This is a genomic window from Croceimicrobium hydrocarbonivorans (assembly GCF_014524565.1).
Lineage (GTDB): Bacteria > Bacteroidota > Bacteroidia > Flavobacteriales > Schleiferiaceae > Croceimicrobium > Croceimicrobium hydrocarbonivorans.
This window is the reverse complement of the sequence record NZ_CP060139.1, coordinates 811,730-835,367: the sequence shown is the minus strand read 5'-3', so window position 1 is coordinate 835,367 and position 23,638 is coordinate 811,730. Positions and strand designations below refer to the sequence as shown.

Sequence of the window (23,638 nt, the reverse complement as noted above, 5' to 3'; positions counted from 1 at the left end):
CGGCTGGCTAAGGTCTTAGTTGATTGGTTCCCAAAGCTCAATGCTATGACCTTCTGGATCGAGTAGATGCACGAATTTACCGTAATCATATGTGGCAATTTCGTCGATTAATTCTACCCCATCTTTCTTGAGTTCCGCCACCAGGGCTTCCAGATCGTCCACTCTGAAGTTGATCATGAAATCTTTCTGAGAGGGTTTAAAGTAATCGGTAGTTTCAGGGAAGGGACTCCATAGGGTATAGCCGTTTTCAGCTTCACTATCATCTTTCCAGTCGAATTTAACTCCGTATGGATCGGTACTGAAGCCTAAATGTTTCTGATACCAAGCCTTTAAACTTTCGGGATCTTTACTTTTAAAGAAGATGCCGCCAATGCCAGTTACTTTTTTCATAAGGGAAATATTAGGTTGAATAGTGAATTAAGGAGGTTAAAGGTAGTTTTTCAGAGAATCACTGTACTATTAAAAGTGCTATTTGAATTTTGCTAAAAAAAAAACACCCCCGTGAAATTCAAGGAGGTGTTTAGATAAATAGGTTTGGGGATTTTTATTCCACCCAATCGGCTATAAACAGATTGGTATTTCGGGTACCACCATTATTGCGGTTCGAGGAGAAGATCAATTTGCTTCCATCAGGGCTGAACATTGGGAAAGCATCAAATTGTTCGTCAAAAGTGATTTGCTCTAAGCCACTTCCATCCACATTAACCATGAAAAGGTTAAAGGGAAAGCCTCGCTTGGTTTTGTGATTGGAACTGAAAATAATTTTTTCACCGCTGGGGTGGAAGAAAGGCGCCCAATTGGCATTTCCTAATTTGGTTACTTGCTGTAAATCACTTCCATCCACATTACAAACATAGAGCTCCATATTAGAAGGTTTTACCAATCCGCGATCTAATAGGCCTTTGTATTCTGCTTCGGCCTCTTCACCTTGTGGGCGAGATGCACGGAAAACCAATTTTGTTCCATCTGGTGAGAAAAAGGCACCGCCATCATAGCCTAAGCCGCTGGTTACTTGCTTTTTATCAGAGCCATCTAATTTCATGGTCCATAGTTCTAAGTCGCCAGTACGAGTAGATGTAAAAACAATGCGATCACCTTTGGGGCTCACAGTAGGTTCGGCATCGTAGCCTGGAGAGCTAGTTAAGGTATCTAGGATATTGCCTTTTAAATCCGCCACGAAGATGTCGTAATCGGCATAAATGGGCCATACATAACCTTCTTCATGACCGGGTTCTGGAGGACAGGCCTCAGCACCTAAGTGGGTTGAAGCATAAACAATAGTGCTGTCTCCTGGCAGGAAATACGAGCAAGTAGTTCGGCCCATTCCGGTGCTAATCATTGGTGGACGTTTGCTCATCAAATCATCACCCTCAATATTGAAGTAAAAGATTTGGTCGCAGTTTATATCCCAATCTTTAAAATTGCTTTGGAAAACAGCCATTTTTCCATCAAAACTGAAATAGGCTTCAGCATTGTCACCACCATCCGTGAGTTGGCGGATGTTTGCTAAATGACCTTCTCCTTCATAAAGAAGGGTAGTGGTACTGTCTTTAGTTTGAGTGCTGTCGCTTTCATGATCATGGTCATGTTCGGTAGGGGTAGTAGGACCCTGACAAGCACTGAGGATTATGCCGCTCAAAAAGGCACTAGTCCAGATTTTTACTTTCATTCTTTTTTTTCTTTCTGGGGAACCGGGTCGTAGCCCGAAGTGCCCCAAGGGTGACATTTTGCTATTCTTTTTATTCCCAGCCAGCTACCTTTAATTGGCCCCCAAATTCGAATTGCTTGAACGGCATATTCTGAACAAGTGGGAGTATGGCGGCAGGCGCCGGGAGTAAGCGGCGAAATTAGGTATTGATAGATTCGTACCAAAAGGATAAATGGCAAGCTGATTATCTTTTTGATAAAATCGATCACATTAAGATTTAAGGCTAAAGGTACTACCGTCTTTTCCGTCCTTCACTTCAATTCCAACTGATGCCAATTGGTCTCGAATGGTATCGCTTAAGCTGAAATTACGGTCGGCACGGGCTTGAGTGCGGAGGTCTAATAAAATTTGCACTACTTCATCGAGCTTGTCGCCAGAACCTTGATTGCTATGGGTGATGTCTTCTAAACCTAGCACATCAAAAACAAAGATGCTAAAGGTGTTTTTGAGTAATGCCAGATCATCTGCGCTCAAGCCACTATTTTCTTCCCCACGACTATTAATGAAGCGAGCTGCTTCAAATAATTGGGAAATTAGAATGGGCGAGTTGAAGTCATCATTCATAGCAGCATAACAAGACTCTCGCCATGCTTTAACCTTGAAGTCAGATCCTTCACCCGGACTGAGCTTTTGTAAATTATTCCAGGCTCCCATTAATCGGAAATAGCCCTTTTCAGCCGCTTCCAATGCATCGCTGCTAAAGTCGAGTTGCGATCCATAATGAGCCTGCATCATAAAGAAGCGGGCTACAGTAGGATGAAAGCCTTTCTCCAATTTATCGGTATCGCCACTGAACAGCTCGCTCGGACTCAAAGTGTTTCCGGTGCTTTTGCTCATTTTTTGCCCATTAAGGGTGAGCATATTGCCGTGCATCCAGTAGCGTGGTCCTTTATGGCCGGTGCTGGCTTGGTTCTGAGCAATCTCACACTCGTGGTGTGGGAATTTTAAATCCATACCACCACCATGAATGTCGAATTCTTCGCCCAGGTATTTAGTGCTCATTACGGAACATTCTAAATGCCAACCAGGGAAACCGGCACTCCAGGGAGAGTTCCAGCGCATGATATGGCTGGGGCTGGCTTTTTTCCAAATGGCAAAATCCAACGGACTATCTTTTTCGCTTTGAGCATCGAGTTCACGAGTGCCGCTGATTAATTCTTCAATCTTGCGACCACTGAGTTCTCCGTAGTTATTGCTTTCATTGTACTTAGCCACATTGAAGTAAACGGATCCGTTTTTTTCATAGGCTAAACCAGCATCAATGATTTTTTGAATCATATCGATTTGTTCAACGATATGACCGGTAGCAGTTGGCTCAATGGATGGAGGAATATTGTTGAATTGCTCCAAAACCTTATGGAAATTCAGCGTGTAGTTCTGAACTATTTCCATGGGTTCTAATTGCTCTAGTCGAGCACGCTGACTGATTTTGTCTTCACCTTCATCCGCATCATTTTCGAGGTGGCCGGCATCGGTGATGTTTCGAACATAGCGCACCTTATAGCCCAAATGACTTAGGTAACGGTAGACCATATCGAAGGAAATAAAGGTGCGGCAATTCCCTAAGTGAACTTCGCTATACACAGTGGGTCCACAAACGTAGAGACCCAGGTGAGGTGCATTTAGGGCATTGAACTTTTCCTTTTTTCGACTTATGGAATTGTAGAGGTATAAGTCGTTTTCCTCGTATAAGGCCATGATCTTAAATTTTAGGCTCCGAAATGTGTGTCTAAATTAATGTAGTCGAGGAAGTCACGTTTTTTCTCTTCCTCTTTAAAAGCACCACCAAATTCAGCGGTAACGGTACTGCTTTCAATATCGCGTATCCCACGTGAATTAACACAAAGGTGTTTAGCGTCAATTACACAGGCAACATCATCTGTTCCCAGTGCTTCTTGAAGGGCAGCAACAATTTGCTTGGTCATCCGCTCCTGCACTTGTGGACGTTTGGCGTAATAATCTACGATGCGGTTCATCTTACTGAGGCCAATTACACGGCCTTTGGAGATATAAGCCACATGGGCTCGTCCAACAATCGGAAGGAAATGATGCTCGCAAGTAGAATAAACAACAATGTTCTTTTCCACCAGCATTTCACCGTATTGATACTTATTTTCAAAGGTGCTGGCGCTGGGCTTTCGATCTGGATGCAGTCCTCCAAAGATTTCCTGAACAAACATTTTCGCCACCCTTTTAGGAGTTCCTTTAAGACTATCATCTTGAAGATCAAGTCCCAGGGTGTCCATGATTTTTTCAAAATGCTCTTGGATCACCTGAATTTTAGTAGCATCATCCATCTCAAAGGCATTGGCTTTAAGTGGAGTTTCAATATTGCTGTTTGAAATATGTAAATCCCCTTCTTCGTCGTGGGAATTTATTGGGTTATCAGTGTTCACCGTCAATGAATTAGAATGCGGCAGGCGCAATGAATTGAGCCGGCAAAGGTAATATAAAATAAGGGTGTAAACGGACACTGATACAAAGGATGATAAGGGGAAACTATAACCACTTGATTAAATTATGGTGTTTTAGTCTTATATAAGATTATACACCTATATGGGTTGAAAAGAATTGGCGTCAATCAAGCCTGAAGAAATAGCAAATCTGACTCTTGATTAGAAAAACAGGTAACTGTAATACAGTCCATAACTATAGTAAGTATAAGGCTCAGTATAAGATTCGATTATCCAAGGCAAGGTGAAGCTAATCCCGATTTCATAACCACTTTTGGCTTTACTGCTATGGGCCAAACCTAATTCAAATAGGTTTCCTATGCTTAGCAATTCCTCGATACTCGAACTGTAATCTGTTACATTATTTAATGTGACATAAGAGTCGAGGAAAGCTATACCTAAAGAGGCTCCAAGGTTTGCAGAGCAGCTTAAAGTCCAGTTTTTGTTTAAAGGAATTAAGGTGCAGAGCCCTGCGTAAACAGAAGGAGTGAAAAAGTTGCCTGTTGCAGATATTGAATAGTTACTGGTGCTCCAAAACAAGTCTATTGTACCAGCTTCCTCCATGGAAATATTCCCAGCATCTAAGGAGAATTGAATGTTAAAACCGGTATTAGCATTGTTAAAGGGGGCAAATGCGCTAATGGATATCCCTCCATATGTGAACTGATTAGTGACATCCGGAAACTTGGGGCTGTAGGAGGAAAGTGGCCTGAAGCTAAGTCTATGATGCGAGGAGTCCAAGAGTTGCCCTTTGGCACTTTGAAATAAAAGAGGACTAAGCAAAAGCGAAAGGAATAAGGTTTTCATTTGGTCAGGTTTAGGTTAATCTAAATTGGGGACTTTGACGCAGAAGGCTTCGCGACCATTGTGAAAATACATAACAGGGCGTATAGGGTCGAATACGATTCTGCTTCGAATGGTTTTAAACTGATGGCTTAAATCTTCGTTGTAGAGTACTTCTCCGATTTCTGGATCAAAAACTACAAATTGGTAACCGCCAGTGAAAAATAGTTTGCCATTGTAAACGCTAAATCGATCTTCGAAACCCCAGGTAACATCTTGGCGGATGTATCTAAGTGCTCCATTAGATTGGTTTACGGCAATAATTTCATCACTATCTCCTTTAAATACAACAGCATCTGAAGTGAGATGGAGGTCTCCAGCAAAAAAGCCAAAATCCAAGGTTGGTTTTACAATTTCTCTTGCATCCCGAATCCAAATCATATCCCCAGAGTTTAAGTTCATACAGAAAACATGATTCTTTACTAAGCCAAATACTCTCTGATCTTTGACTTTAAGAGGGATGATCCCAGAATTTATTTCCATATCCATATTCCTCCAGAGTAAGGTATCCGCTGTTAAATTGTAAGCGAATATGTCGGTTCGATCCGCAGAACCAGTGTAACTGCGATTTTTCCATACTACCACTTCATCGCCGTTAGCCAATTCACCAAATCCCATAGAGTCAAAACTTGGATCAAAACGATCAGTGCGTTTAAATGCGTAAATAGTATTCCATTCAAGGTGGTCGGTGGGGGATCTAAGTATAGCAGCACCTTTATTTCCATCGTAGTCAATGGCGGTGTATAAATAGCCCTTGTTGGTGTAAATGTGAGGGCCATTCCCTGAAACCTTAGCTTGCCATTGTGTATTATGATTCTCAAGGTTTACACAATCAATTGAATGATGTGTGCTCAGAAAAAGAAATTGGCCATCATTTGCACTTGTTTCTCCAACATATAAGTCGTTCCCATCTAAATAATCTGACCAGTAATTTTCAAGGCTACCATTTGAGGTGTCAAGAAAGAGGATAGGTGCAGATTGGTTATATAGAAAATATTCCGTTCCGAAAACGACAGTGTTTTCATAGAGTATTGGGTTAATCGCGATAGTGAAGTCTATACTTGGGTTTGGAACAATTGATTTTCGCCATTTAATTTCCAAATTAGCTTTAAAGGAAGGGCTGGATCTGATTTGCTTGTCTTTATGACAACTCAATAAAACAGCAATTAGCAGTATAATTAGGGGTCTAAATCGGATCATTTTTTATCAAGTTTAAATTTATCTCCATAGTCACCATTGAATAGAAGCTTTAACATTTTCTTGGTTTCTCCACAATTTCTTTCCTGCATATGATTAGTGTTTTCCATTAGGAAAGAATTAAATCGATTCGGATACCCAATTTGCGAGGAAACTGGAACTACCCCGTCATTAGGTTCTTCAATCACCGTATGTACGATTTTAGGATTTGCCTGGCAATTGACGGCCAATGAGTCATTGCAATCACCAGGATTTTGAACATGCTGATAGGTGAACTGATAACCATCTGTTCCTCCAAGATTTACCAAGCATTCACAATGGTAACCATCGATATAAGTAGTGTCTTTCCGAGCGCCAATGAATCGCTTCCAATTGAGATTTGCGTAGGCTAACCAATCATGGGCATCTCGATAGATTTCCGCTTTCTCCTTTTCATCTTTACTATGCCAAGTGATTTGATACCATAATTGATTTGATCTTGAATTATGGCTTGACCATTTTGCGTGATAGCTCGATATTTTATGATTTACAAATATTGGGAGCTCATCATCTTCATTTAGTCCAAAAGGATCTGTCGAAAGAGGATTGCCCGCAATGGACGAGTCTTTGGTATAGGTCATACTATGGATAGTTCGCCATAGCACGGGTTCCTGCTCTACACCATAAAAAGTGACTACTTTCATGGTGTCTAAATAAGCCATACTATCCAGTTTCGCTAGGTTACTTGCTCCTACAGCATAGTCAGCACCAACCGGTTTCCTTATGGCATTGATTAATATTGGCAGGGCCATTTTGTTGAGCCCATTGCAGGTGAGATTGGAGAAGGATACTACGGCATCATTACTAATAATTAGATCCAGCCACCAACGCGTACCTACGAATGTTTGAATTTCGCCCCTTGATATTTTTTTGCAGCCATCATCAATCCAGGTTTGGACAAGCCCTCCTGTCTGAGTGGAATTAATGATTTGGGCTCCTCCGTGCGGACTGCCAAATGTTGCTATGGCTCCAAATTGCCAATGGTAATTTGAGGAATCTATTAGATTCATGTAGCGAATAGCGCGAGCAACTATGCCACCTTGACTATGGGCGATAACAAAATTGTTTCGAACATCAAGGGTATCGCGCCGGGGGATTGAAACTCGCCAGGTTTCCATCAAACCATTATTTACATGGCCGCCTAATTGAAAGATATTTAAGTTTTCACTTCCCTCATAACTAAGGGCGTAACCCTCTACATTTCGTTCTGGGTAATTGGGAATAGGATTGCCTGTTTGGTTTTCTGTGGATGCTTGAATGCGATTCCAAGAATGTTCATTGCCTGCTAAGCCATGAATCCAGAAGACTAGTTTCCTGCCCACTAAACTGCTGTCCGAATTGAGAAGTGTCGATCCGCCAATTAGACCACCAGAGCTTCCTCCTTCTGGATCAGTATCAATAACTCGTAAGGAATCGGTTGAGATAACTTCGATCTGAGCAAAAATCGAAGAGGCTAGAAATAGATTGAGAAGCGAAGAATAAAGCAATTTCATGACTTAGATTTTGGTTAGGGTTTCAGTGAAAATGCCTTCCTGGGTATAGACTAAGAGGATTAGTACGCCAGAGGGATAAGTAGATCCATCCAAATGAATAATGTTCTGATCAACCGAGGGATTTGAATAGCTGAATAGAATATTTCCAAAATGGTCCCGAATCTGGATCAGACTTACCTGAGCTTCTGGAAGGCCACGTAGTATTATTTCAAATTCTGAAACTACCGGGTTCGGATAGACTTGTAAATAAGCTTTATCAGTATACTTTTCGATCTTATCATAAAGGTCCTCAATCACATGGTTGCGAAAGGTCCTTTGATTAATCAGGCTTATTGGATGATCTAAATCCAAACGCTGCCTGCTTTCCTTCTCCCAAATCGGGACATAACCGTATGGAGAAAGTAGCGTGTAAGCAGTAGTGACTTCATATTGAGTGTTTTCGATCCGATAGCGATTTTGTATCGTTTTTGTTTCAGGTTCAATCCGAACTTCTGATTCCCCCAGGATTAAAGTGAAGGCATTATCCTCGTGATTAAGCATCGTAGCCCCTTGGTCTAGTGCTTCCTGCACAAAATCATCTCTTTTGGTTGGAAAGAACATCATAATGGGTTGAAAGCCATCTGACTGAATCTGATTGACTTGATCCTGCATGTCGAGATTCTCAATTGGATTATTAGGGAAGTAGTAAACTTCATTTCCCAAAGAATCGAAACCATAACTACCAGCTGGAGTAAGAAGCTGTCGATAGGGTTTTGAAAGCCAGTTCTCTATGGAACTATTCCGAACATTTTGGATTTCATAATAAGGCTCGTTGGAGGAATTTATTCCGGAGCTTATTTTTTGAATATCCCATAGAGGTTTCAACAATTCCTTTTCTAATGGATCTAAATCATTAATAGAGGTGCCACCCGGTATGGTAGCGTATTGATGGCTTTCGAGATCATAGCGATAGCGGGCTGATGTGCTGTCATTAAAGTAATTGCCAGAATTTTGTGCAGAAAGCGAAAGCGAAGCCAGGAATATTCCTAGGCTTCGCATCAGAATTAATCGATAGGTCATCGGTTTTGTTTGGTTAAGGTTGGTTTTGATGACCTCAATTTTGCTTTATCCCATAGAAATGTTTGTGCAGGTTTTGCCTGTGGAAAGCGATTGGAAAGGCAAGTTTTGCAAATTCAATTGGTAACCAACAGATTGCCAGTGCTTAATAAATAAAAAAGCCACCCTAAAAAAGGTGGCTTTCTTTACAATAAAATAGGCTTTTAGTCCATTTCGCCATCTAGATAGGGCGCGCCACTGTTTAAAAGTATGCTGTAGAAATTCTTCAATTCCTTTTCAATGCGTTTGATTTCAGTCTCCAAGGGCAAGCGCTCTTGATTAAGGATTCGCAAGTTTTTACGTTGCTCTCCAGTAGGAGCTGAACTGGTAGCATAGGAATTCCAAACGGCTGAGCTTAAGCGTTGCATTAATCCCGGAGCTGTTTCAAAATTGTATTTCTCCCGAATTTGATCTCCGCCTAATTTCACCGTCAATACATCAAGGTCCTGTTCGATCTTTTGTAAATCATTCAGGATAGTTAAGGGCGCTCCTGGCGTGTTTCGTGCTAAAGCCTTCAATTCTTTAGTGCGTTTTTCCAGTTTGCTGTGCAATTGATTTAAAGCAACAATTTCTCTTCGAATAGTTTCCAGGCTATCCTGAAATTCATGGAGCTTATTATAGTCTGAAGCTTTGAAGGTATTGTTATTGAGCCATTCGATTTGGAAGCTCTGCTTTACATTCAAAGGTCTTAGTGTTCCATTTTCTGAGATAAATACCTCCACCTGATAGGTTCCGGGAGCCGCTAAATTTGCGGATCCTGCTGAGGTGAAAGGCTCGCCCCTTGAATTGGCATAAGCACGATTTCCTAAAGTGCCATCCCAATAGTATCGATTGATACCTTTGGAAGGACGGCTGGTGAATCGACGAATTTCTTTATCCTCATTATCCATTATTACAAATAATAGATAAGTGGATTCTTCATCGTTTTCTGCCTTTAACCGTTCCAGGCTTGGGTATACAATGTCCTTACCTTCCTTATTGGCTTTCGATTCAATGTCCTTTCGCTTAGCTTTTAATCCTTTCTTCAAATCTTTGATATAGAGATTGAAGCAAACTTCCCTCTTTGGATTTGGAGCTGTATAATAGCTGGCACCCATAAATCCTTTCTGGCCATAGCCCAGCGGACTGGCTTCGAAAAACAGCTTCGTTGTTTTAGTAGGGAAGAGGTGTGCTTCGTTTTGAAGATTGCTTTCACTTAATTCTCTCAAAGCACTGTAATCATCCAAGATGTAAAATCCTCGTCCGAAGCTTGCCAATACCAAATCGTTTTCCCGACGTTGAATATCCAAGTCACGGATTGCGATGGTAGGTAATCCAGCACTTAGAGCGCGCCAGCTTTTACCGCCATTAATGCTAAACTGTACGCCAAACTCAGTTCCGATAAAAAGCAAGTCCTTGTTAATATGATCCTGGCGCATTGCGTATACAGAACCTCGCTCTGGTAAATTAGCATTGATTTTAGTCCAAGTAGCGCCTTTGTCGGTACTCTTTAATACATAAGGTTTAAAATCGCCATTCTTATGATTGTTGAAGAGAGCATAAACGGTGTTCTCATCAAATAAATCTGCTAATACCTGATTGACATAAGTGTTCTTAGGAACGCCTGGAAATTCGCTAATCTTTCGCCAGTTTTTACCTCCATCTTCGCTCACCTGAATTAAGCCATCATCAGTTCCTATGTAGAGTAGCCCTTCCTTGAGAGGCGATTCATCCAAAGCCACAATATTGCCATATACGGAGGTGGATTTATCATAGGCAATTGCATCAACTGATTGTACTTTGCCCATTACTTTTAAGCTGTGTCGATCAATTTGCTGACTTAAATCGGGTGAAATTACCGTCCAATTATCACCGCGATCATCACTACGGAAAACTTTATTGGCGGCGAAATACAGGCGTTTGTGATTGTGTGGGCTGATTAATAGAGGCGCATCCCAATTCCAGCGGTAGGCCTTTTCGCCTTTATTCGGGCTAGGTTTAATTCCTACTGATTCGCCACTGCGACGATCATAGCGAACTAACCAACCATATTGTGCCTGGGCATAAACAATATCTGGGTTCTTGGGGTCAATCTGACTTTCGAATCCATCGCCGGTATTGGTAACATACCAATCGGAATTTACTACTCCTCTTGAGTTTATGGTTTGTGAAGGTCCACCCAAACTAAAATTATCCTGGGTGCCACCGTATACATTATAAAATGGTTCGGCATTATCTACCGCAACCCGGTAAAATTGGGTAACTGGTAAATTGGGTTTGAAATGCCAATTTTGACCGCTATCCCAAGTTTCATATAATCCGCCGTCACAACCGGCAATCATTTGCTTTGTGTCCTTAGGGTTGATCCAAAGACAATGATTATCCACATGTTTGTTGTTTTCAGGAACAGGATTCCAGCTTTGGCCTCCGTCGCGACTAACATGCATATAGGTATCCATGGAATATACTACTTCAGGATTCTTTGGATCCACCACCAATTCTACATAGTAGTTTCCGCTGGTATTGTAGTCATTTACCTTTCGGAAGGAAGCTCCACGGTCATCACTACGATAGAATCCATGTTCTTCCACCATGGCATAAAGTAAATCTGGATTGTGCTTACTCAGGCCCAAGCTAATTCGACCTTTTTCCGATGGCAATCCTTTCTTTAATTCTTTCCAGCTTTTACCGCCATCAGTACTCTTGTAGATGCCACTTTCCGGTCCACCGCTTACGTAGGTCCAAACATGGCGACGACGTTGATGGGCGGCTGCATAGAGCACCATGGGATTATTTGGGTCGAAGTGTACCTCATTAAAGCCGGTGTTTTCTGAAACCTCAAGTACCTTCTCCCAACTTGCACCTCCATCGGTAGTGCGGTAAATACCTCGATCACCACCGGCGCTCCATAAAGGGCCATAGGCTGCCACAAAAACTTTATTAGGGTCATCAGGATGAATGGCAATCATGCCAATATGCTCCGAATTTTCAAGACCTACCTTTTTCCAGGAGCTTCCTCCGTCGGTGCTTTTATACAAGCCATCTCCATAAGGCACAGATCGTTGGTTGTTGTTTTCGCCACTACCCACCCAAACAATATTGGGGTTCTTAGGGTCAATGGCCACGCATCCAATCGAGTAGGAGCTTTGTGAATCAAATACCGGGCTGTAGGTAGTACCGTGATTGCTGGTTTTCCAAAGACCTCCGCTGGCTACACCAACATAATATTCACTGCTGTTTTTAGGGTTTACAGCTATATCTGCAATACGCCCAGAAGTTAGGGCAGGGCCTATATTTCGAAAACTGAGTCCACCTAAGGAAACCTTGTCTACCAATGAATCCTGAGCTTGAAGCCCAAATGCCAATAAGGTGCTGAGCAGGAGGTGTTTATTTCGGAGCATACTCTTAATTTTTGTTTGCTTTAAAGAGAGGCCCGAATTTAAGACAATTTCAAGGATGCTCATATTTCAAAGCATCGATGCTTCTTTACCTTTTCCAAGCGAGCTTAGAAACAAAAAAGCCGGCATTAGCCGGCTTAATTTTAAAACTTGAGGGTAACCCCTGCGACTATATTGTTGGAGACTTCAGTCATGTCCAAATCCTGAAGCACTTCAAAACTTTGATTGCTCTGATCAATACCGCGGTAAAGGGCATAAGTGCGATCACGGCTGCTATTAATCCAAGCAAGGTCAAAACTCCAAGGACCACTTTTATAGCCTAATCCACAGCTTAAGGATTGCATGGCCCCAACAGTGTTATCTTGATAATCATCACCGTATATAGATTCATCATAACGGTAACCACCGCGAAGGAAAATCTTTTTGATTCGCACCTCCGCTCCAGCGGAAATGGTTTGACGACCATTGCGATAGAGTTGATCGATACCAGGCTGATAATCTGTTTGCAGCAAGCTTTCGCTGATATTAAAGCTGTTGTTATTGGTGTACAATTGGGTATTACCTTGATTTTGGTAGTAATAGTCTACACTTAAGATGAGGAACTTTCCGATAACACTTGCCACACCAGCACGGTAAATGGCAGGAGTTCTGAGTCGATAGGCATATTGTCCTGTTTCCAGAATATCACTTTGAGTAGCGGTACCAACTCCGGAATAAGGCTCCTGGTTGAAATTTGCCTCTACATCAGATTCATAGAATTGATTAACCGTATACCAGCTAGGGCTTTGATAGGATGCACCAATCCTTAATTCAGGGATGGGGCGGTAAATAAAGCCAAACTTCATATTGAAACCATTCGCATAAATATCATTTAAGCGACGGTAGGTGTACTGATTAGCACTGTAGGGAGGATTTGCGGTATTGAGATTGTATTCGGTGATAAACTCTTCCCGGCGGAAACTCAAGGTAGGGAAGGCAAAGGATAAGCCATAATAGACTTTTCCACCTTGGTCCAATCCCATCACAATATTGGTCTCATTAAAAGAACCATCCTGATTAAAGGTATAACGCAGGGTGCTGTTTGCGATAATATTACCGTTACCATCATCTTGTCCGTAGGCATATCCATCAGGGTCGATGGTGTCATTGGTAGAAACCAGGAGGTAAGCTTGCCAAGCGGCATAAGCATCCCAGCTGATATTATCTACATGCTGTCCAGCTGAACTTTCGGCCCAATACTGACCTAAAGTGTAAGTGTTGTTTAGTCCATCCAGATTGAAGCTGCGATCAAAATCAGCAAGCTTAGTGGTGCTAAAGGCTAATGAAAAGCGATTGGCGTCATCTGGATTGAGGATAAGGTTCAGACCTACGTTTTCGAAGTTGAGGTCGAAATTATTTTCAGAACCATTTTGCCCATAGAAATTGGAATAATTTCCATTGCGATTATTGAATCCTAGCGTGAAACCTAGGTCGCTGTAACGATTTACTGCCGCTGAAGCAGGGTTGATGCTATAAGCACTAAAATCGTTGCCGAGGGCTGTAAAAGCACCCCCCATTGCAGTATAGCGAGGGGTGCCGTGTAAATTTCTCAGTTGAAAGAGTTCTATGTCATCTGCTGTTTGAGCACTAAGTAATCCAGAGCAGAGACCCAGAATCAAGAGACTTAGCTTTTTCATGATATTCAATGTTTTCGTTTTTATCAATTTGACTAACGTCCGCGGCCAGAGCGGCTAGAGCTTGAAGAGCGACTTGAGCCGGATGAACGGCTGCTACCACTACTGCTGCGTGAGGAGCCAGATGATGATCTACCTGCAGAGCCTGAACTACGTGAAGAACCGGAAGAACGATTGTAGCTGGAGTTACTGCGACTAGAGCTGGAAGGCGTATAACTACGACTGCTACTGTTACTGCGGCTATTGCTTGAAGGGGTATAGCTGCGGTTATTGCTGTTAGTTCTGGAGCTGCCAGATTGATAGTTATTTGATGAATTGCTATTATTCTGTCTTTGGAAAGTCTGAGTTCTCTGACTACGACTTTGGTAATTGCTATTCGAACGACTGGTGTTTCCTGAACTTTGAGTACGGCTGCTGCCTTCACTTTGGTTGCTACGAGTTACAGTGCTAGTTCGGGTTGTACTACGACCTTGATTGCTGTAGTTAGAACCACGGGTACTGGTATTAGTTCTGGTGCTGGTCCGAGTAGTGCTGGCACTTGAGCTTCTGCCGCTAGGAGTAGCGGTGTAACCATTACTACGACTTACATTACTAGTGTATCTGCTGGTGCGTACGGGGTTGCTGCTAGAAGCGGTGCTTCTTCCGGTAGTACTTACACGAGATGTAGTGCTGGCCGAACGAGTATTGATGTTATTGGTACTAAAACGACTGCTGCGAACTTCGGAGCGGTTTACCCGGCCAGAAGTAGTTGCATTGGTTTTACCACGAGTGGTTCTGCCGGTAGTGGCATAAGCGGTTCTGCGACTGGTTACACCACTTCTTGATGCAACATTGTAAGATCCGGCGCGGCCATAGCTTCCGCGAGGTCCAGTATAAAGACGGTTGCGTCCGTAAGAATCATAGGCTCCATTGTAGTAGCCATTATAATATCCATTGTTGTAACCGGCCCAGTAGGAATTATATCCATACCATCCACCGCCGTAGTAACCAGGTCCCCATCCGGCGTTCCATCCCCATCTGGATCTCCATCCCCAAGAGCTGTATCCCCACCGGAATCCCCAGGAAGGTCCCCAGGCACTGCAATAGTATGGGTCAAAGAAAGGATCGTAATAGTAGTTGTTAAAAGCCCAGTTATTCCATCCGTAACCATTCCAGTAATAGTTGTTATTCCATCCTGGATTGCGGTAAGAAGGAGAATAGTAGTTATTGATAACGGTAGTGCCATTGCCAGCTAAAGACTGGTTAGTGCTTGAATTATCATTAGGATCATAATAATCCAATTCTTCGGCTGATTTAGAATCGGGATCAACATCCTCCAGGCTGAAGTCATTTTGCTGGCTAGCTGGAGTGTTTTCTGCGTAGCCTGGCTCGGAGTACAGACCGTCGTCGTAATAGTTATTTACGGTTTGAGTTTTGGAGCCGCAAGCACTCAATGCGAAGACGCTTGCAAAGGCGTAGGTAACTAGCTTTTTCATGACTTTCATTTTAGGGATTCGTTAAATACTTAGTTTTGCCGTATAGGAATAAAACAAACTCCATACCATTTACAAAATTCATGGCTCAGAAGTTAACGAAAAGATCGGAAGACTATTCTAAATGGTACAATGAACTGGTGGTTCGTGCGGATCTCGCAGAGAACAGCGCCGTTCGTGGTTCCATGGTGATAAAGCCCTACGGCTATGCGATTTGGGAAAAAATGCAAGCCGAACTCGACCGCATGTTTAAAGAAACCGGACACGAAAATGCGTATTTCCCGCTTTTCATTCCGAAGTCCTTTTTCTCTCGCGAGGCGAGCCACGTTGAAGGCTTTGCTAAAGAATGTGCTGTGGTTACGCATTATCGTTTAAAGAATGATGATGAAGGTAAAGGTGTGGTGGTTGACCCTGATGCTCGTTTAGAGGAAGAACTTATTGTTCGCCCTACTTCCGAGACTATTATCTGGGATACCTATAAAAACTGGATTCAAAGTTACCGAGATTTACCTTTAAAGATAAATCAGTGGGCAAATGTTGTGCGCTGGGAAATGCGTACTCGATTATTCCTGCGTACGGCTGAGTTCCTATGGCAAGAAGGTCATACTGCTCACGCAAGTCGTGAAGAAGCGATTGAAGAAGCGGAAACCATGTTAGGTATCTACTCCGAATTCGCGGAAAATTTCATGGCGATTCCTGTAATCAAAGGTTTGAAAACGGAAAGCGAACGTTTTGCGGGTGCGGAAGAAACCTATTGTATCGAGGCAATGATGCAAGATGGTAAAGCACTGCAAGCTGGTACCAGCCACTTCTTAGGGCAGAATTTTGCTAAAGCCTTTGATGTGAAATATGCATCCAAAGAAGGTAAAGAGGAATATGTTTGGGCTACCTCCTGGGGGGTAAGTACTCGCTTGATGGGAGCCTTGGTAATGACCCATTCCGATGACCAAGGATTGGTCTTGCCTCCAAACTTAGCCCCTTATCAAGTGGTGATTGTTCCTATCTACAAAGGACAGGAGCAATTAGATCAAATCTCCGAAAAGGTAAATGAGATCCAAAGCCGATTGAGAGCAAAAGGGATACGGGTAAAATTTGATAACCGCGATACCCATAAGCCCGGTTGGAAATTTGCAGAATACGAATTGAAAGGAGTGCCTTTACGCATCGCTATGGGGCCTCGTGATATGGAGAACAATACCGTGGAGCTGGCGCGTCGTGATACCCTCAGTAAAGAAGTGGTGTCTGTAGATGGCTTAGAGGACCAAGTAGCTGCCTTATTGGAGGAAATTCAAAGCAACCTCTTAAACAAGGCCAAGGACTTCCGCGAAAGCCACAGCTATACTTCGGATGATTGGGAAGATTTTAAAGCCAAGATCGAAGCCGGTGGTTTCGTATGGGCCCATTGGGATGGAAGCTCAGAAACCGAAGAGAAAATTAAGGCCGAAACCAAGGCTACCATCCGCTGTATTCCATTGGATCAGCAGGCAGAAGAGGGTAAATGTGTGTATACCGGTGCTCCTAGCAAAGGCAGAGTGATTTTCGCGAAGGCTTACTGATAAAATAATTGAACTGGATTTCAGCTATTTGAGAAAAAATGCAGAAAAAAGGTCAAAAATTTCTAGCAGACCCTTTGCGGAATTCTAAAATGCACTTACATTTGCACTCCCAAAATTAAACGGGACACCCAAGGCCCCTTCGTCTATCGGTTAGGACGCCAGGTTTTCATCCTGGAAAGAGGAGTTCGATTCTCCTAGGGGCTGCAATTAAAAAGTTATGGCAAATCACAAGTCCGCATTAAAAAGAATTCGCGCTAATGAAAAAAAGCGTGTGTTGAATCGCTACCAGCATAAAACTGCTCGTAATGCTGTTCGTGCCTTACGTGAAGAAACCGATAAGGGTGCTGCTGCAAAACGTCTTCCAGAAGTAATTGCTATGGTAGATAAATTAGCGAAGAAAAACATCATTCATGATAAGAAAGCTTCTAACTTGAAGTCTAGCTTAACTTTATACGTGAACGGCTTGTAGTTACAAGTTCACAAAATTTAAAGCCCTTCAGCCTTGAGTTGAAGGGCTTTTTTTATTTAAAATTGCCCCATGTCGATAGCAGAGAATTTAGTTCAAATCAAAGCCGGATTGGCGGCAGATGTTCAATTAGTAGCGGTTTCTAAAACCAAACCAAACTCAGCCATCCAGGAGGCCTATGAGGCCGGTCAGCGCGTTTTTGGAGAGAATCGTATCCAGGAGATGAGCGATAAGGCTGAAGCTCTTCCTAAGGACATTGAGTGGCATATGATTGGCCATGTTCAGGACAATAAGATCAAGTATATGGCTCCCTTTGTTTCCATGGTCCATGGTATGGATAAGGAGAAGCGCATTAAAACCTTAAATAAGGAAGCTTCCAAAGTAGATCGCCGCATTGATTGCCTGGTGCAAATTCACATCGCAGAGGAAGACAGCAAATTTGGTTTCGATTATGATGAGGCCAAAGCATTGTTCAGTAAAGACCTCGAAAGTCTTTATCCAAATGTTCGTATTTGTGGCTTGATGGGGATGGCGACATTCACCGATAATGAGGACCAGGTACGAAAAGAGTTCCGTGGCCTAAGCCAATTTTTTCATCAGCTTAAGCAGGAACTCTTTGAGAAGGACTATTTTAAAGTGCTCAGTATGGGAATGAGCGGAGATTATAAAATCGCAATGGAAGAGGGTTCTACCATGGTGCGTATTGGCTCCAGTATTTTCGGAGCGCGGAATTAATAAGGATCAGTTAAACCTATTACCAGTCCCATTACCGGGCGAATGCTGCTATTGTATTCATAGCCCGGCCCGAAGTAATCCAAGCTGAAATCTTCACCCTTATATTCAATAGCTTTAAGATCAGAAGCATTGTTTATGAACTCGTAGCTCAGGCCGAAATAGATTTCGAAATACAAGCTTTTGAAGTTGTTCTGCCAGCCCGCCATTATCTCATAACCCAGGCTAATGGGTTGATCGCTATAGCTTACATCCCGATATTCTAAATAGGTATTGCCATTGTTTTGATAAGGGTCCCAAACCGTGGCTTCGAATTCCAATTCAGAAATTCCGAAGCGAACTCCGTGGCGAAAGGTGAACATATCATATTCATCCAAAGGCATAAAAATCTTATGATAGATACCTCCTTTAAAGGCCCAATTGCTACGTTGGTATAGATCATAGTCGGAGAAGGACTGATACTGCGGACTGGCCAAGCGAATACCAATATGATTTCGAGGGGCCACTTCAATACTGGCATCCAGCGTTAATGAAGGTATAACTATATCCGTAACCACCAGGCCAATCTGCCATTCGGGGATTGGGATATCTTTCTGGTCTTTGCCAGACCCATCATTCTTTGCCATTATGGGATAGCCAAACGATAAGGTTAAAAGGATAGCAGTGAGTCGTTTCATTAGAGTCGGCTTAAAAGGTTAAGCTTGCCTTTGTGGTAGCGATATTGACTTAAACCATCCTCAGCCACTGCAATAATTAAATTGCCGTAGGGGATAAGGTCAATAGCCTTGAAGTCTTCATCAACATCGATCAATTTTATCGCATTGGGATCTGCAACATTGAGCACCTTCAATCCCTCATCACAAACCATAAGCGTATCGCCATAAAGGCCAAGGCCACGAGGACTAACCATTGGGAAGCTGCTTACCAATTGAGGATTGCTTAAATCGCGGATATCTACAATATCCAATTGATTTACCCCGCGCCAACAGAAGTTATTAGTTTGATCAGATCGTAAGGTAACATAGGCATAGTCCTCATTGGCTACCACCGGATCGCAGGAAACAATATGTTGATAGGTGCTTAATCGTTGAATGCTGGGAGCGCTGCTCACATCATAAATAAACATCCCAGAAGTAGAGCCAATAAAAATGGTGTTACTATCACGGGTAAAGATTGTTTCAACGGTGGTAAACAATTCTTGCTTACTCAGGTAGATGGCATTGGCATTATTGGAAATGTCAAAGACATTGAGGCTCTGGTTATGCACTGCATAGAGATGGTCTCCGGCAATGGTAAATCGAGCTAAGCTTCCACCTTGACCAGCGCCTCCACCATTAGAAGTGTCGCTACTGGAGTCGGATTGACATGACCATAAGAATGCGATGGCCAGAATACTGATATACTTTTTCATTTCTCTTTCCATTTTACGATTATGGTATTCTCAGGTCTTTCAGAGAGATCACTACTGTAGTAGCCATCCGGAGCGGGAAGCTCAGGGAACACCTCGCGGTTTCGATCTACCACTTGTACATTTTGTCCGTCGTAGGCGATTACAATCAGGTCCACCGCATTATCCGCGTAGATATAGTCATTCTTAATAGCGATATCAATATTACCGGGGATAGTGATGAAGCCAATATTTACCGGGTTTGCAGGATCTGCATTATTAATGATATGCACGCCTTCATAAACCTCATTTATAAAAAGCAGGTCATTGTAGCGGTAGATTTTGCCAAAGTTTTTAATGGCTTGCGGGTCCACTAATTTCACGGAGCTCTCAAGTGAACTGCGCTCCATTAAGATGGGTTTGTAGTTTGATTCCGGATACCCATAATCTCCCCAAGGGTCAGTTAAGCAACTGCTCAAGAATAGCAGAGACAGGGCGGCAATCATTGCCTTGTACTTCATAGTCTTGTTTTCCCTAAAGATGGCTCCTGAGCCAAAAGGGTTGGAACAAGCTAGCGTCGATTTTTTTGATAATAGTCGTAACGGAAGTCGAAGCCCACGCGCAGTGAGGGTCTTAGGCGATTGAAGTTATCTAGACCTCCGGCCAATTCTACCCGAAGGACCTTGAAAATATTATCAAAGCCAAAGAAGACTTCAATAAAGGCTTTCTCATTTAAGAGATGCAAGGAATTGAATCCGGCCAGGCTATGGATTTTATAGCGGCGCAAGAAGTTATTATTGGAGAGTAAGGCTCCATCAAAATTGTGCTCGTAGTGGAGTTCAAAGTAAGCGTCGGTTGTACTGTAGCTGTAATAGGGTAGGGTGCTGAATTGTTTGATGCGCGCCGATCGACTGGTGCTGGGTTGCAAAAAGAAAATTTGCACTCCATCAAAATGTCGGTAATCAATAAAGGGAACATTGCGATTGCGCAGAAAATGACCACCACTAACGTCGAATTGCGATAAGCCAATATTCCCCCATCTAAATTGATGTTGAACACCTAGGCTTTGAAAGATGAAATCGGTTTCTGCCGCAAAGGTGGGGACCCCAATTTTAAGGTCGTAATAGATTTTTGGTGAGCGCACTTTTAAGCTGCGTCTTCCTTTTAAAACATCCTGAAAGCGTTGATTATAGCGGCGCTCATATCGGTCGCCAAATTGAAAGCTTAAACTCAAATCGAAGCGCATGGAATTATGAGCCTTGAAACCTCCCGGGTTGATATTTGGGGCGAATCCCTGATTATTGCTCACATAGTCAGCATCCGCATCCACCAAGCTAAAATTGCTGCGATTAAAGAGGGGATAGCGCCATGCGTATTCGGTGTCTAATCCCATGGTAAGGCCACTTAATGATTCACTCTGGTACTTAAGCTTGAAGTAGTCTTTACCATAAAGACTAATATAATTTCGGGCTAGCACCAAGTTGTAAATAGTGCTTAAAACCGGCAAAATGGGTTCTTCTTCATTAAACTGTCGGTAGTCGGAGCCCGCCTCCAAGCTTAATTGGATAGGATTGCTCAAATCTCCCTGCCAGCTTAATTCGGCCATGGGTTTAACCCTTTGGTCTGCGGTACCCGTACGTGCTTGTAATCGCAGGCTGATTTCGTGATCCGAATTCGCATAACCAATGCGGCTTTGTCCTTTCCAATACAAACCTTCAACCGGATTAAAGCCCAAGCCTTTGTATAGCGGGGGTAAGTCCCAGAAGAAGTTCCCATTACGACGGGTATAGCCCCTAAAGATATTCTTGTAAAAGCGATAAGGTCCCGGGTCTAGTCGACTGCGCCCAAAGCTGCGGAATTGCTGTTTTCGACTAGGTGAAATTTGCAGGGAATCCAGATACTTACTCAATTGCGGACTTCGTTTCCAGCTTTGCCAATAGCTGCTATCGGTATTGAATTCGCTGGATTTTAAATCAAAAACCAAATCATCGAACTCGCTTTTTTGCCAGATTTCCCGATAGCGAAATTGTTCATAATCCAGGCGAACCTGATAGTATCCACGAAAGTGAAATAAGTTAAGATAGATTTCTATTTGTTGATTTTCGGCTCGATAGACCCCCTTCTCCCATTTGAAGTTTTGTACCACCGCAATGCTATCCAATAATTCCAATTGGTTATTAGCCGAAATATTGAATTGGGCATGCAGAGGTAGGCCAGAGGCTAAGTGCAGATCAATAAATCCGGTCATAGCCGGGAACTTCTCTTTACGAGGAGCGAAGGCAATGCGGGCGACCTGCTGTTCATGGTTTAGGCTTGTAAGCTCAAAAAGGTAGATGCCTGCACCTTCCTCGCTTAAGGGGCTCACAAATCCACGGTCGAAAGCTTCATTGAGGTAAATCCTTTTCTGAAGGAGGTTAAAATCGTAAGCAGGTAATTGCTGCCAATTAGGAATAGGAACCTTTCCGGCTTCACGTTTTATCAATACATCCTGAAAATAATGTTGCGGTCCTCCATAGCGGGCATCAATTAATGCCTCACTGTAATATGCCAGCCCGGTATCCTTTTGAGCAGGTATTAAAACTCCCGAAACAGGCCATATCTCGAAAGGAACTTCCTGAACATGAGCCTTACATCTTTCTTTAAATCTACTTTTGTAGCTGTAATATTTTTTAAGATTTTGAGGCCTGAGGGTACGCGCTTTATGAAGAATGCTATCCAGTGGAATATCTTGCGCTTCCAGCGGAGCAGAAAAAAACAGAATTGTCGCTAAGAGAGCGATAGAGCCGATATGCCGCCGAAAGTGGATTTCCATTCGCACACAAAGTAAATACATAAGCTTTGCTCGTGCCGCAATTTTTTGAATAATAAATATCTTCGCCTTATGTATTGTGTTGTGGACATTGAATCCAGTGGAGGTCCTTTTGGAAAGGAGTCAATGATTGAGATTGCAGCATTCCGCTACGATGGTGAGGAAATTGTCGATCAATTGATCAGTCTCGTTCATCCACATCGTAAGGTGCAGCCCTACGTTCAGAAGATTACCGGGATTACCGATAAGATGCTTTTGCGTGCTCCGCGATTCCATGAAATTGCCAAGCGTTTAATTGATATCACTCAAGATGCCGTAATTGTAGGGCATAATGTGGAGTTCGATTATCGTATGATCCGTCAGGAATTTGATCGCTTAGGTTATCAATTTGAAAGATCTACTCTTGATACTATTTCCCTAGCCGAGTCTTTAATCCCTGGATTGAAAAGTTATGGACTGGATTCCCTATGTGAGGAATTGGGTTTAACGCGTCCCGCCAAGCATCGCGCTGAGCATGATGCCCGCGCTACCTTGGAATTATTTGAGATTCTTCGTGATAAAGACCAAAGCAAAGGGATCAATTCCTTTGAGCAAAGCATTTTGGAAGGGGATTACCACAAGGATAAGATTCGTGACCTTTTACGATCTGTAAAACACAATCGTGGTATTTATTATTTACATGATCGCCACGGTAAGTTAATTTACCTCGGTGCTTCGGATAATATTAAAGCCGCTATCAATCGTTTGTTTATAGGAGATAGCGAGCGTATAGTTGCTTTAAAGGATCAAACCCATAGCTTAAAAGTGGAGCCAACCGGCAATTGGCTTATTGCCCGAATCAAGAAACAGGAGGAATTGAATTTATCGCATCCTCCCTTTAATCGTATTCAAGCTAGCAATTTACAAGTAGGGATATTTGTAGATAAACGCCAAAATCCACCCGCCTTAAGTGTTAATGATTTGGCCAAGACTGGTAAGAAAAAGCCGGTATTAAAGGCTTCTAATCTTCAGGCGGCTAACCGTGCTTTGCGGATGTATCAAAGAGGTTTGAAAGGTCGCAATGGTAAAGATCCCTTGCCTTTTTTAATGGATATGCCAGAGAAAGCCTTGGTTCAGGCCAAAGGACGCCAAAGTGCAGAACGTTCCGTTTTTGTGATTGAAGAAGGCCAATTAAAGGGCTATCTCTTTTACAAATTGAACGATAAGCTAAAAAGTTGGGAAAGGGTGCATCATCTGATGACGCCCATCAGCAATGAGCCCAGCTATATGGAGTTCCTTAAATTAGGAATTTTATCGGGCGAATTTACCTTAATGTCCCTTCCGGCGGAAGCCGAATAA

Annotated in this window: 20 protein-coding genes and 1 tRNA gene; 5 read left to right on the top strand and 16 right to left on the bottom strand. The window is 42.8% G+C overall.

The window, feature by feature from the left end:
• Window positions 1-15: 15 nt before the first annotated feature.
• The 12 genes from H4K34_RS03825 to H4K34_RS03770 form a co-directional block, all read right to left on the bottom strand.
• Window positions 16-390: a VOC family protein gene (locus tag H4K34_RS03825; RefSeq protein ID WP_210759508.1), complete on the bottom strand. Its 375-nt coding sequence runs from the start codon at window positions 388-390 to the stop codon at window positions 16-18.
• A 154-nt stretch (window positions 391-544) separates the two neighbouring features.
• Window positions 545-1,669, bottom strand: coding sequence for a TolB family protein (locus H4K34_RS03820; RefSeq protein ID WP_210759507.1), 1,125 nt, complete (start codon window positions 1,667-1,669; stop codon window positions 545-547).
• Window positions 1,666-1,914, bottom strand: a complete 249-nt coding sequence (gene yidD, locus H4K34_RS03815) for a membrane protein insertion efficiency factor YidD (RefSeq protein WP_407644579.1) — start codon at window positions 1,912-1,914, stop codon at window positions 1,666-1,668. Before yidD ends, H4K34_RS03820 begins: the two co-directional genes overlap by 4 nt.
• A 4-nt stretch (window positions 1,915-1,918) precedes the next feature.
• Window positions 1,919-3,406, bottom strand: a complete 1,488-nt coding sequence (gene cysS, locus H4K34_RS03810; RefSeq protein ID WP_210759506.1) for a cysteine--tRNA ligase — start codon at window positions 3,404-3,406, stop codon at window positions 1,919-1,921.
• An 11-nt stretch (window positions 3,407-3,417) separates the two neighbouring features.
• Window positions 3,418-4,104 (bottom strand): GTP cyclohydrolase I FolE, encoded by a 687-nt coding sequence (gene folE / locus H4K34_RS03805; protein ID WP_210759505.1) that lies wholly within the window; start codon window positions 4,102-4,104, stop codon window positions 3,418-3,420.
• Window positions 4,105-4,323: 219 nt separating this feature from the next.
• A complete protein-coding gene (locus tag H4K34_RS03800) occupies window positions 4,324-4,968 on the bottom strand; it encodes a hypothetical protein (protein WP_210759504.1) in 645 nt (214 codons plus the stop codon).
• Between the two features lie 15 nt (window positions 4,969-4,983).
• Window positions 4,984-6,204, bottom strand: a complete 1,221-nt coding sequence (locus tag H4K34_RS03795) for a PQQ-like beta-propeller repeat protein (RefSeq protein ID WP_210759503.1) — start codon at window positions 6,202-6,204, stop codon at window positions 4,984-4,986.
• Complete coding sequence (locus H4K34_RS03790; RefSeq protein ID WP_210759502.1) at window positions 6,201-7,733, bottom strand: hypothetical protein; 1,533 nt, start codon at window positions 7,731-7,733, stop codon at window positions 6,201-6,203. The genes H4K34_RS03795 and H4K34_RS03790 overlap by 4 nt, the downstream gene beginning before the upstream one ends.
• Before the next feature lie 3 nt (window positions 7,734-7,736).
• Window positions 7,737-8,792 (bottom strand): T9SS type A sorting domain-containing protein, encoded by a 1,056-nt coding sequence (locus tag H4K34_RS03785; RefSeq protein WP_210759501.1) that lies wholly within the window; start codon window positions 8,790-8,792, stop codon window positions 7,737-7,739.
• Window positions 8,793-8,992: 200 nt separating this feature from the next.
• A complete protein-coding gene (locus tag H4K34_RS03780) occupies window positions 8,993-12,208 on the bottom strand; it encodes a WD40/YVTN/BNR-like repeat-containing protein (RefSeq protein WP_210759500.1) in 3,216 nt (1,071 codons plus the stop codon).
• A 140-nt stretch (window positions 12,209-12,348) separates the two neighbouring features.
• Window positions 12,349-13,881, bottom strand: coding sequence for a hypothetical protein (locus H4K34_RS03775; RefSeq protein WP_210759499.1), 1,533 nt, complete (start codon window positions 13,879-13,881; stop codon window positions 12,349-12,351).
• Window positions 13,882-13,913: 32 nt separating this feature from the next.
• Window positions 13,914-15,353 (bottom strand): hypothetical protein, encoded by a 1,440-nt coding sequence (locus tag H4K34_RS03770; RefSeq protein ID WP_210759498.1) that lies wholly within the window; start codon window positions 15,351-15,353, stop codon window positions 13,914-13,916.
• Window positions 15,354-15,433: 80 nt separating this feature from the next.
• On the opposite strand from H4K34_RS03770, the gene proS reads away from it, so the two are divergent.
• From proS to H4K34_RS03750, 4 genes are all read left to right on the top strand, one after another.
• On the top strand, window positions 15,434-16,906 hold the full coding sequence (gene proS / locus H4K34_RS03765; protein WP_210759497.1) for a proline--tRNA ligase: 1,473 nt from the start codon (window positions 15,434-15,436) through the stop codon (window positions 16,904-16,906).
• Between the two features lie 132 nt (window positions 16,907-17,038).
• Window positions 17,039-17,110: transfer RNA gene (locus H4K34_RS03760), tRNA-Glu, on the top strand.
• 13 nt (window positions 17,111-17,123) lie between these two features.
• The gene (gene rpsT / locus H4K34_RS03755; RefSeq protein ID WP_210759496.1) at window positions 17,124-17,375 is read left to right on the top strand and encodes a 30S ribosomal protein S20; all 252 of its coding nucleotides are present in this window, start codon (window positions 17,124-17,126) and stop codon (window positions 17,373-17,375) included.
• Between the two features lie 69 nt (window positions 17,376-17,444).
• Entirely contained in the window at window positions 17,445-18,107 is a 663-nt protein-coding gene (locus H4K34_RS03750; RefSeq protein ID WP_210759495.1) for a YggS family pyridoxal phosphate-dependent enzyme, read from the top strand.
• Here H4K34_RS03750 and H4K34_RS03745 read toward each other — a convergent pair.
• From H4K34_RS03745 to H4K34_RS03730, 4 genes are read right to left on the bottom strand one after another with little or no spacing between them, the layout of a single operon-like run.
• Window positions 18,104-18,781, bottom strand: a complete 678-nt coding sequence (locus tag H4K34_RS03745; protein WP_210759494.1) for a porin family protein — start codon at window positions 18,779-18,781, stop codon at window positions 18,104-18,106. The genes H4K34_RS03750 and H4K34_RS03745 overlap by 4 nt on opposite strands.
• The gene (locus tag H4K34_RS03740) at window positions 18,781-19,515 is read right to left on the bottom strand and encodes an LVIVD repeat-containing protein (protein WP_210759493.1); all 735 of its coding nucleotides are present in this window, start codon (window positions 19,513-19,515) and stop codon (window positions 18,781-18,783) included. Before H4K34_RS03740 ends, H4K34_RS03745 begins: the two co-directional genes overlap by 1 nt.
• Window positions 19,512-20,012: an LVIVD repeat-containing protein gene (locus H4K34_RS03735; RefSeq protein WP_210759492.1), complete on the bottom strand. Its 501-nt coding sequence runs from the start codon at window positions 20,010-20,012 to the stop codon at window positions 19,512-19,514. The genes H4K34_RS03740 and H4K34_RS03735 overlap by 4 nt, the downstream gene beginning before the upstream one ends.
• Before the next feature lie 50 nt (window positions 20,013-20,062).
• On the bottom strand, window positions 20,063-22,324 hold the full coding sequence (locus tag H4K34_RS03730) for a DUF5686 family protein (RefSeq protein ID WP_210759491.1): 2,262 nt from the start codon (window positions 22,322-22,324) through the stop codon (window positions 20,063-20,065).
• A gap of 48 nt (window positions 22,325-22,372) precedes the next feature.
• On the opposite strand from H4K34_RS03730, the gene H4K34_RS03725 reads away from it, so the two are divergent.
• Entirely contained in the window at window positions 22,373-23,638 is a 1,266-nt protein-coding gene (locus H4K34_RS03725) for an exonuclease domain-containing protein (RefSeq protein ID WP_210759490.1), read from the top strand.

Excerpts from the sequence above, each read along its gene's own strand:
- H4K34_RS03825 (WP_210759508.1), bottom strand. The coding sequence starts at position 390 with ATGAAAAAAGTAACTGGCATTGGCGGCATCTTCTTTAAAAGTAAAGAT.
- H4K34_RS03820 (WP_210759507.1), bottom strand. The coding sequence starts at position 1,669 with ATGAAAGTAAAAATCTGGACTAGTGCCTTTTTGAGCGGCATAATCCTC.
- cysS (WP_210759506.1), bottom strand. The coding sequence starts at position 3,406 with ATGGCCTTATACGAGGAAAACGACTTATACCTCTACAATTCCATAAGT.
- H4K34_RS03800 (WP_210759504.1), bottom strand. The coding sequence starts at position 4,968 with ATGAAAACCTTATTCCTTTCGCTTTTGCTTAGTCCTCTTTTATTTCAA.
- H4K34_RS03795 (WP_210759503.1), bottom strand. The coding sequence starts at position 6,204 with ATGATCCGATTTAGACCCCTAATTATACTGCTAATTGCTGTTTTATTG.
- H4K34_RS03790 (WP_210759502.1), bottom strand. The coding sequence starts at position 7,733 with ATGAAATTGCTTTATTCTTCGCTTCTCAATCTATTTCTAGCCTCTTCG.
- H4K34_RS03785 (WP_210759501.1), bottom strand. The coding sequence starts at position 8,792 with ATGACCTATCGATTAATTCTGATGCGAAGCCTAGGAATATTCCTGGCT.
- H4K34_RS03780 (WP_210759500.1), bottom strand. The coding sequence starts at position 12,208 with ATGCTCCGAAATAAACACCTCCTGCTCAGCACCTTATTGGCATTTGGG.
- H4K34_RS03775 (WP_210759499.1), bottom strand. The coding sequence starts at position 13,881 with ATGAAAAAGCTAAGTCTCTTGATTCTGGGTCTCTGCTCTGGATTACTT.
- H4K34_RS03770 (WP_210759498.1), bottom strand. The coding sequence starts at position 15,353 with ATGAAAAAGCTAGTTACCTACGCCTTTGCAAGCGTCTTCGCATTGAGT.
- proS (WP_210759497.1), top strand. The coding sequence starts at position 15,434 with ATGGCTCAGAAGTTAACGAAAAGATCGGAAGACTATTCTAAATGGTAC.
- rpsT (WP_210759496.1), top strand. The coding sequence starts at position 17,124 with ATGGCAAATCACAAGTCCGCATTAAAAAGAATTCGCGCTAATGAAAAA.
- H4K34_RS03750 (WP_210759495.1), top strand. The coding sequence starts at position 17,445 with ATGTCGATAGCAGAGAATTTAGTTCAAATCAAAGCCGGATTGGCGGCA.
- H4K34_RS03745 (WP_210759494.1), bottom strand. The coding sequence starts at position 18,781 with ATGAAACGACTCACTGCTATCCTTTTAACCTTATCGTTTGGCTATCCC.
- H4K34_RS03740 (WP_210759493.1), bottom strand. The coding sequence starts at position 19,515 with ATGAAAAAGTATATCAGTATTCTGGCCATCGCATTCTTATGGTCATGT.
- H4K34_RS03735 (WP_210759492.1), bottom strand. The coding sequence starts at position 20,012 with ATGAAGTACAAGGCAATGATTGCCGCCCTGTCTCTGCTATTCTTGAGC.
- H4K34_RS03730 (WP_210759491.1), bottom strand. The coding sequence starts at position 22,324 with ATGTATTTACTTTGTGTGCGAATGGAAATCCACTTTCGGCGGCATATC.
- H4K34_RS03725 (WP_210759490.1), top strand. The coding sequence starts at position 22,373 with ATGTATTGTGTTGTGGACATTGAATCCAGTGGAGGTCCTTTTGGAAAG.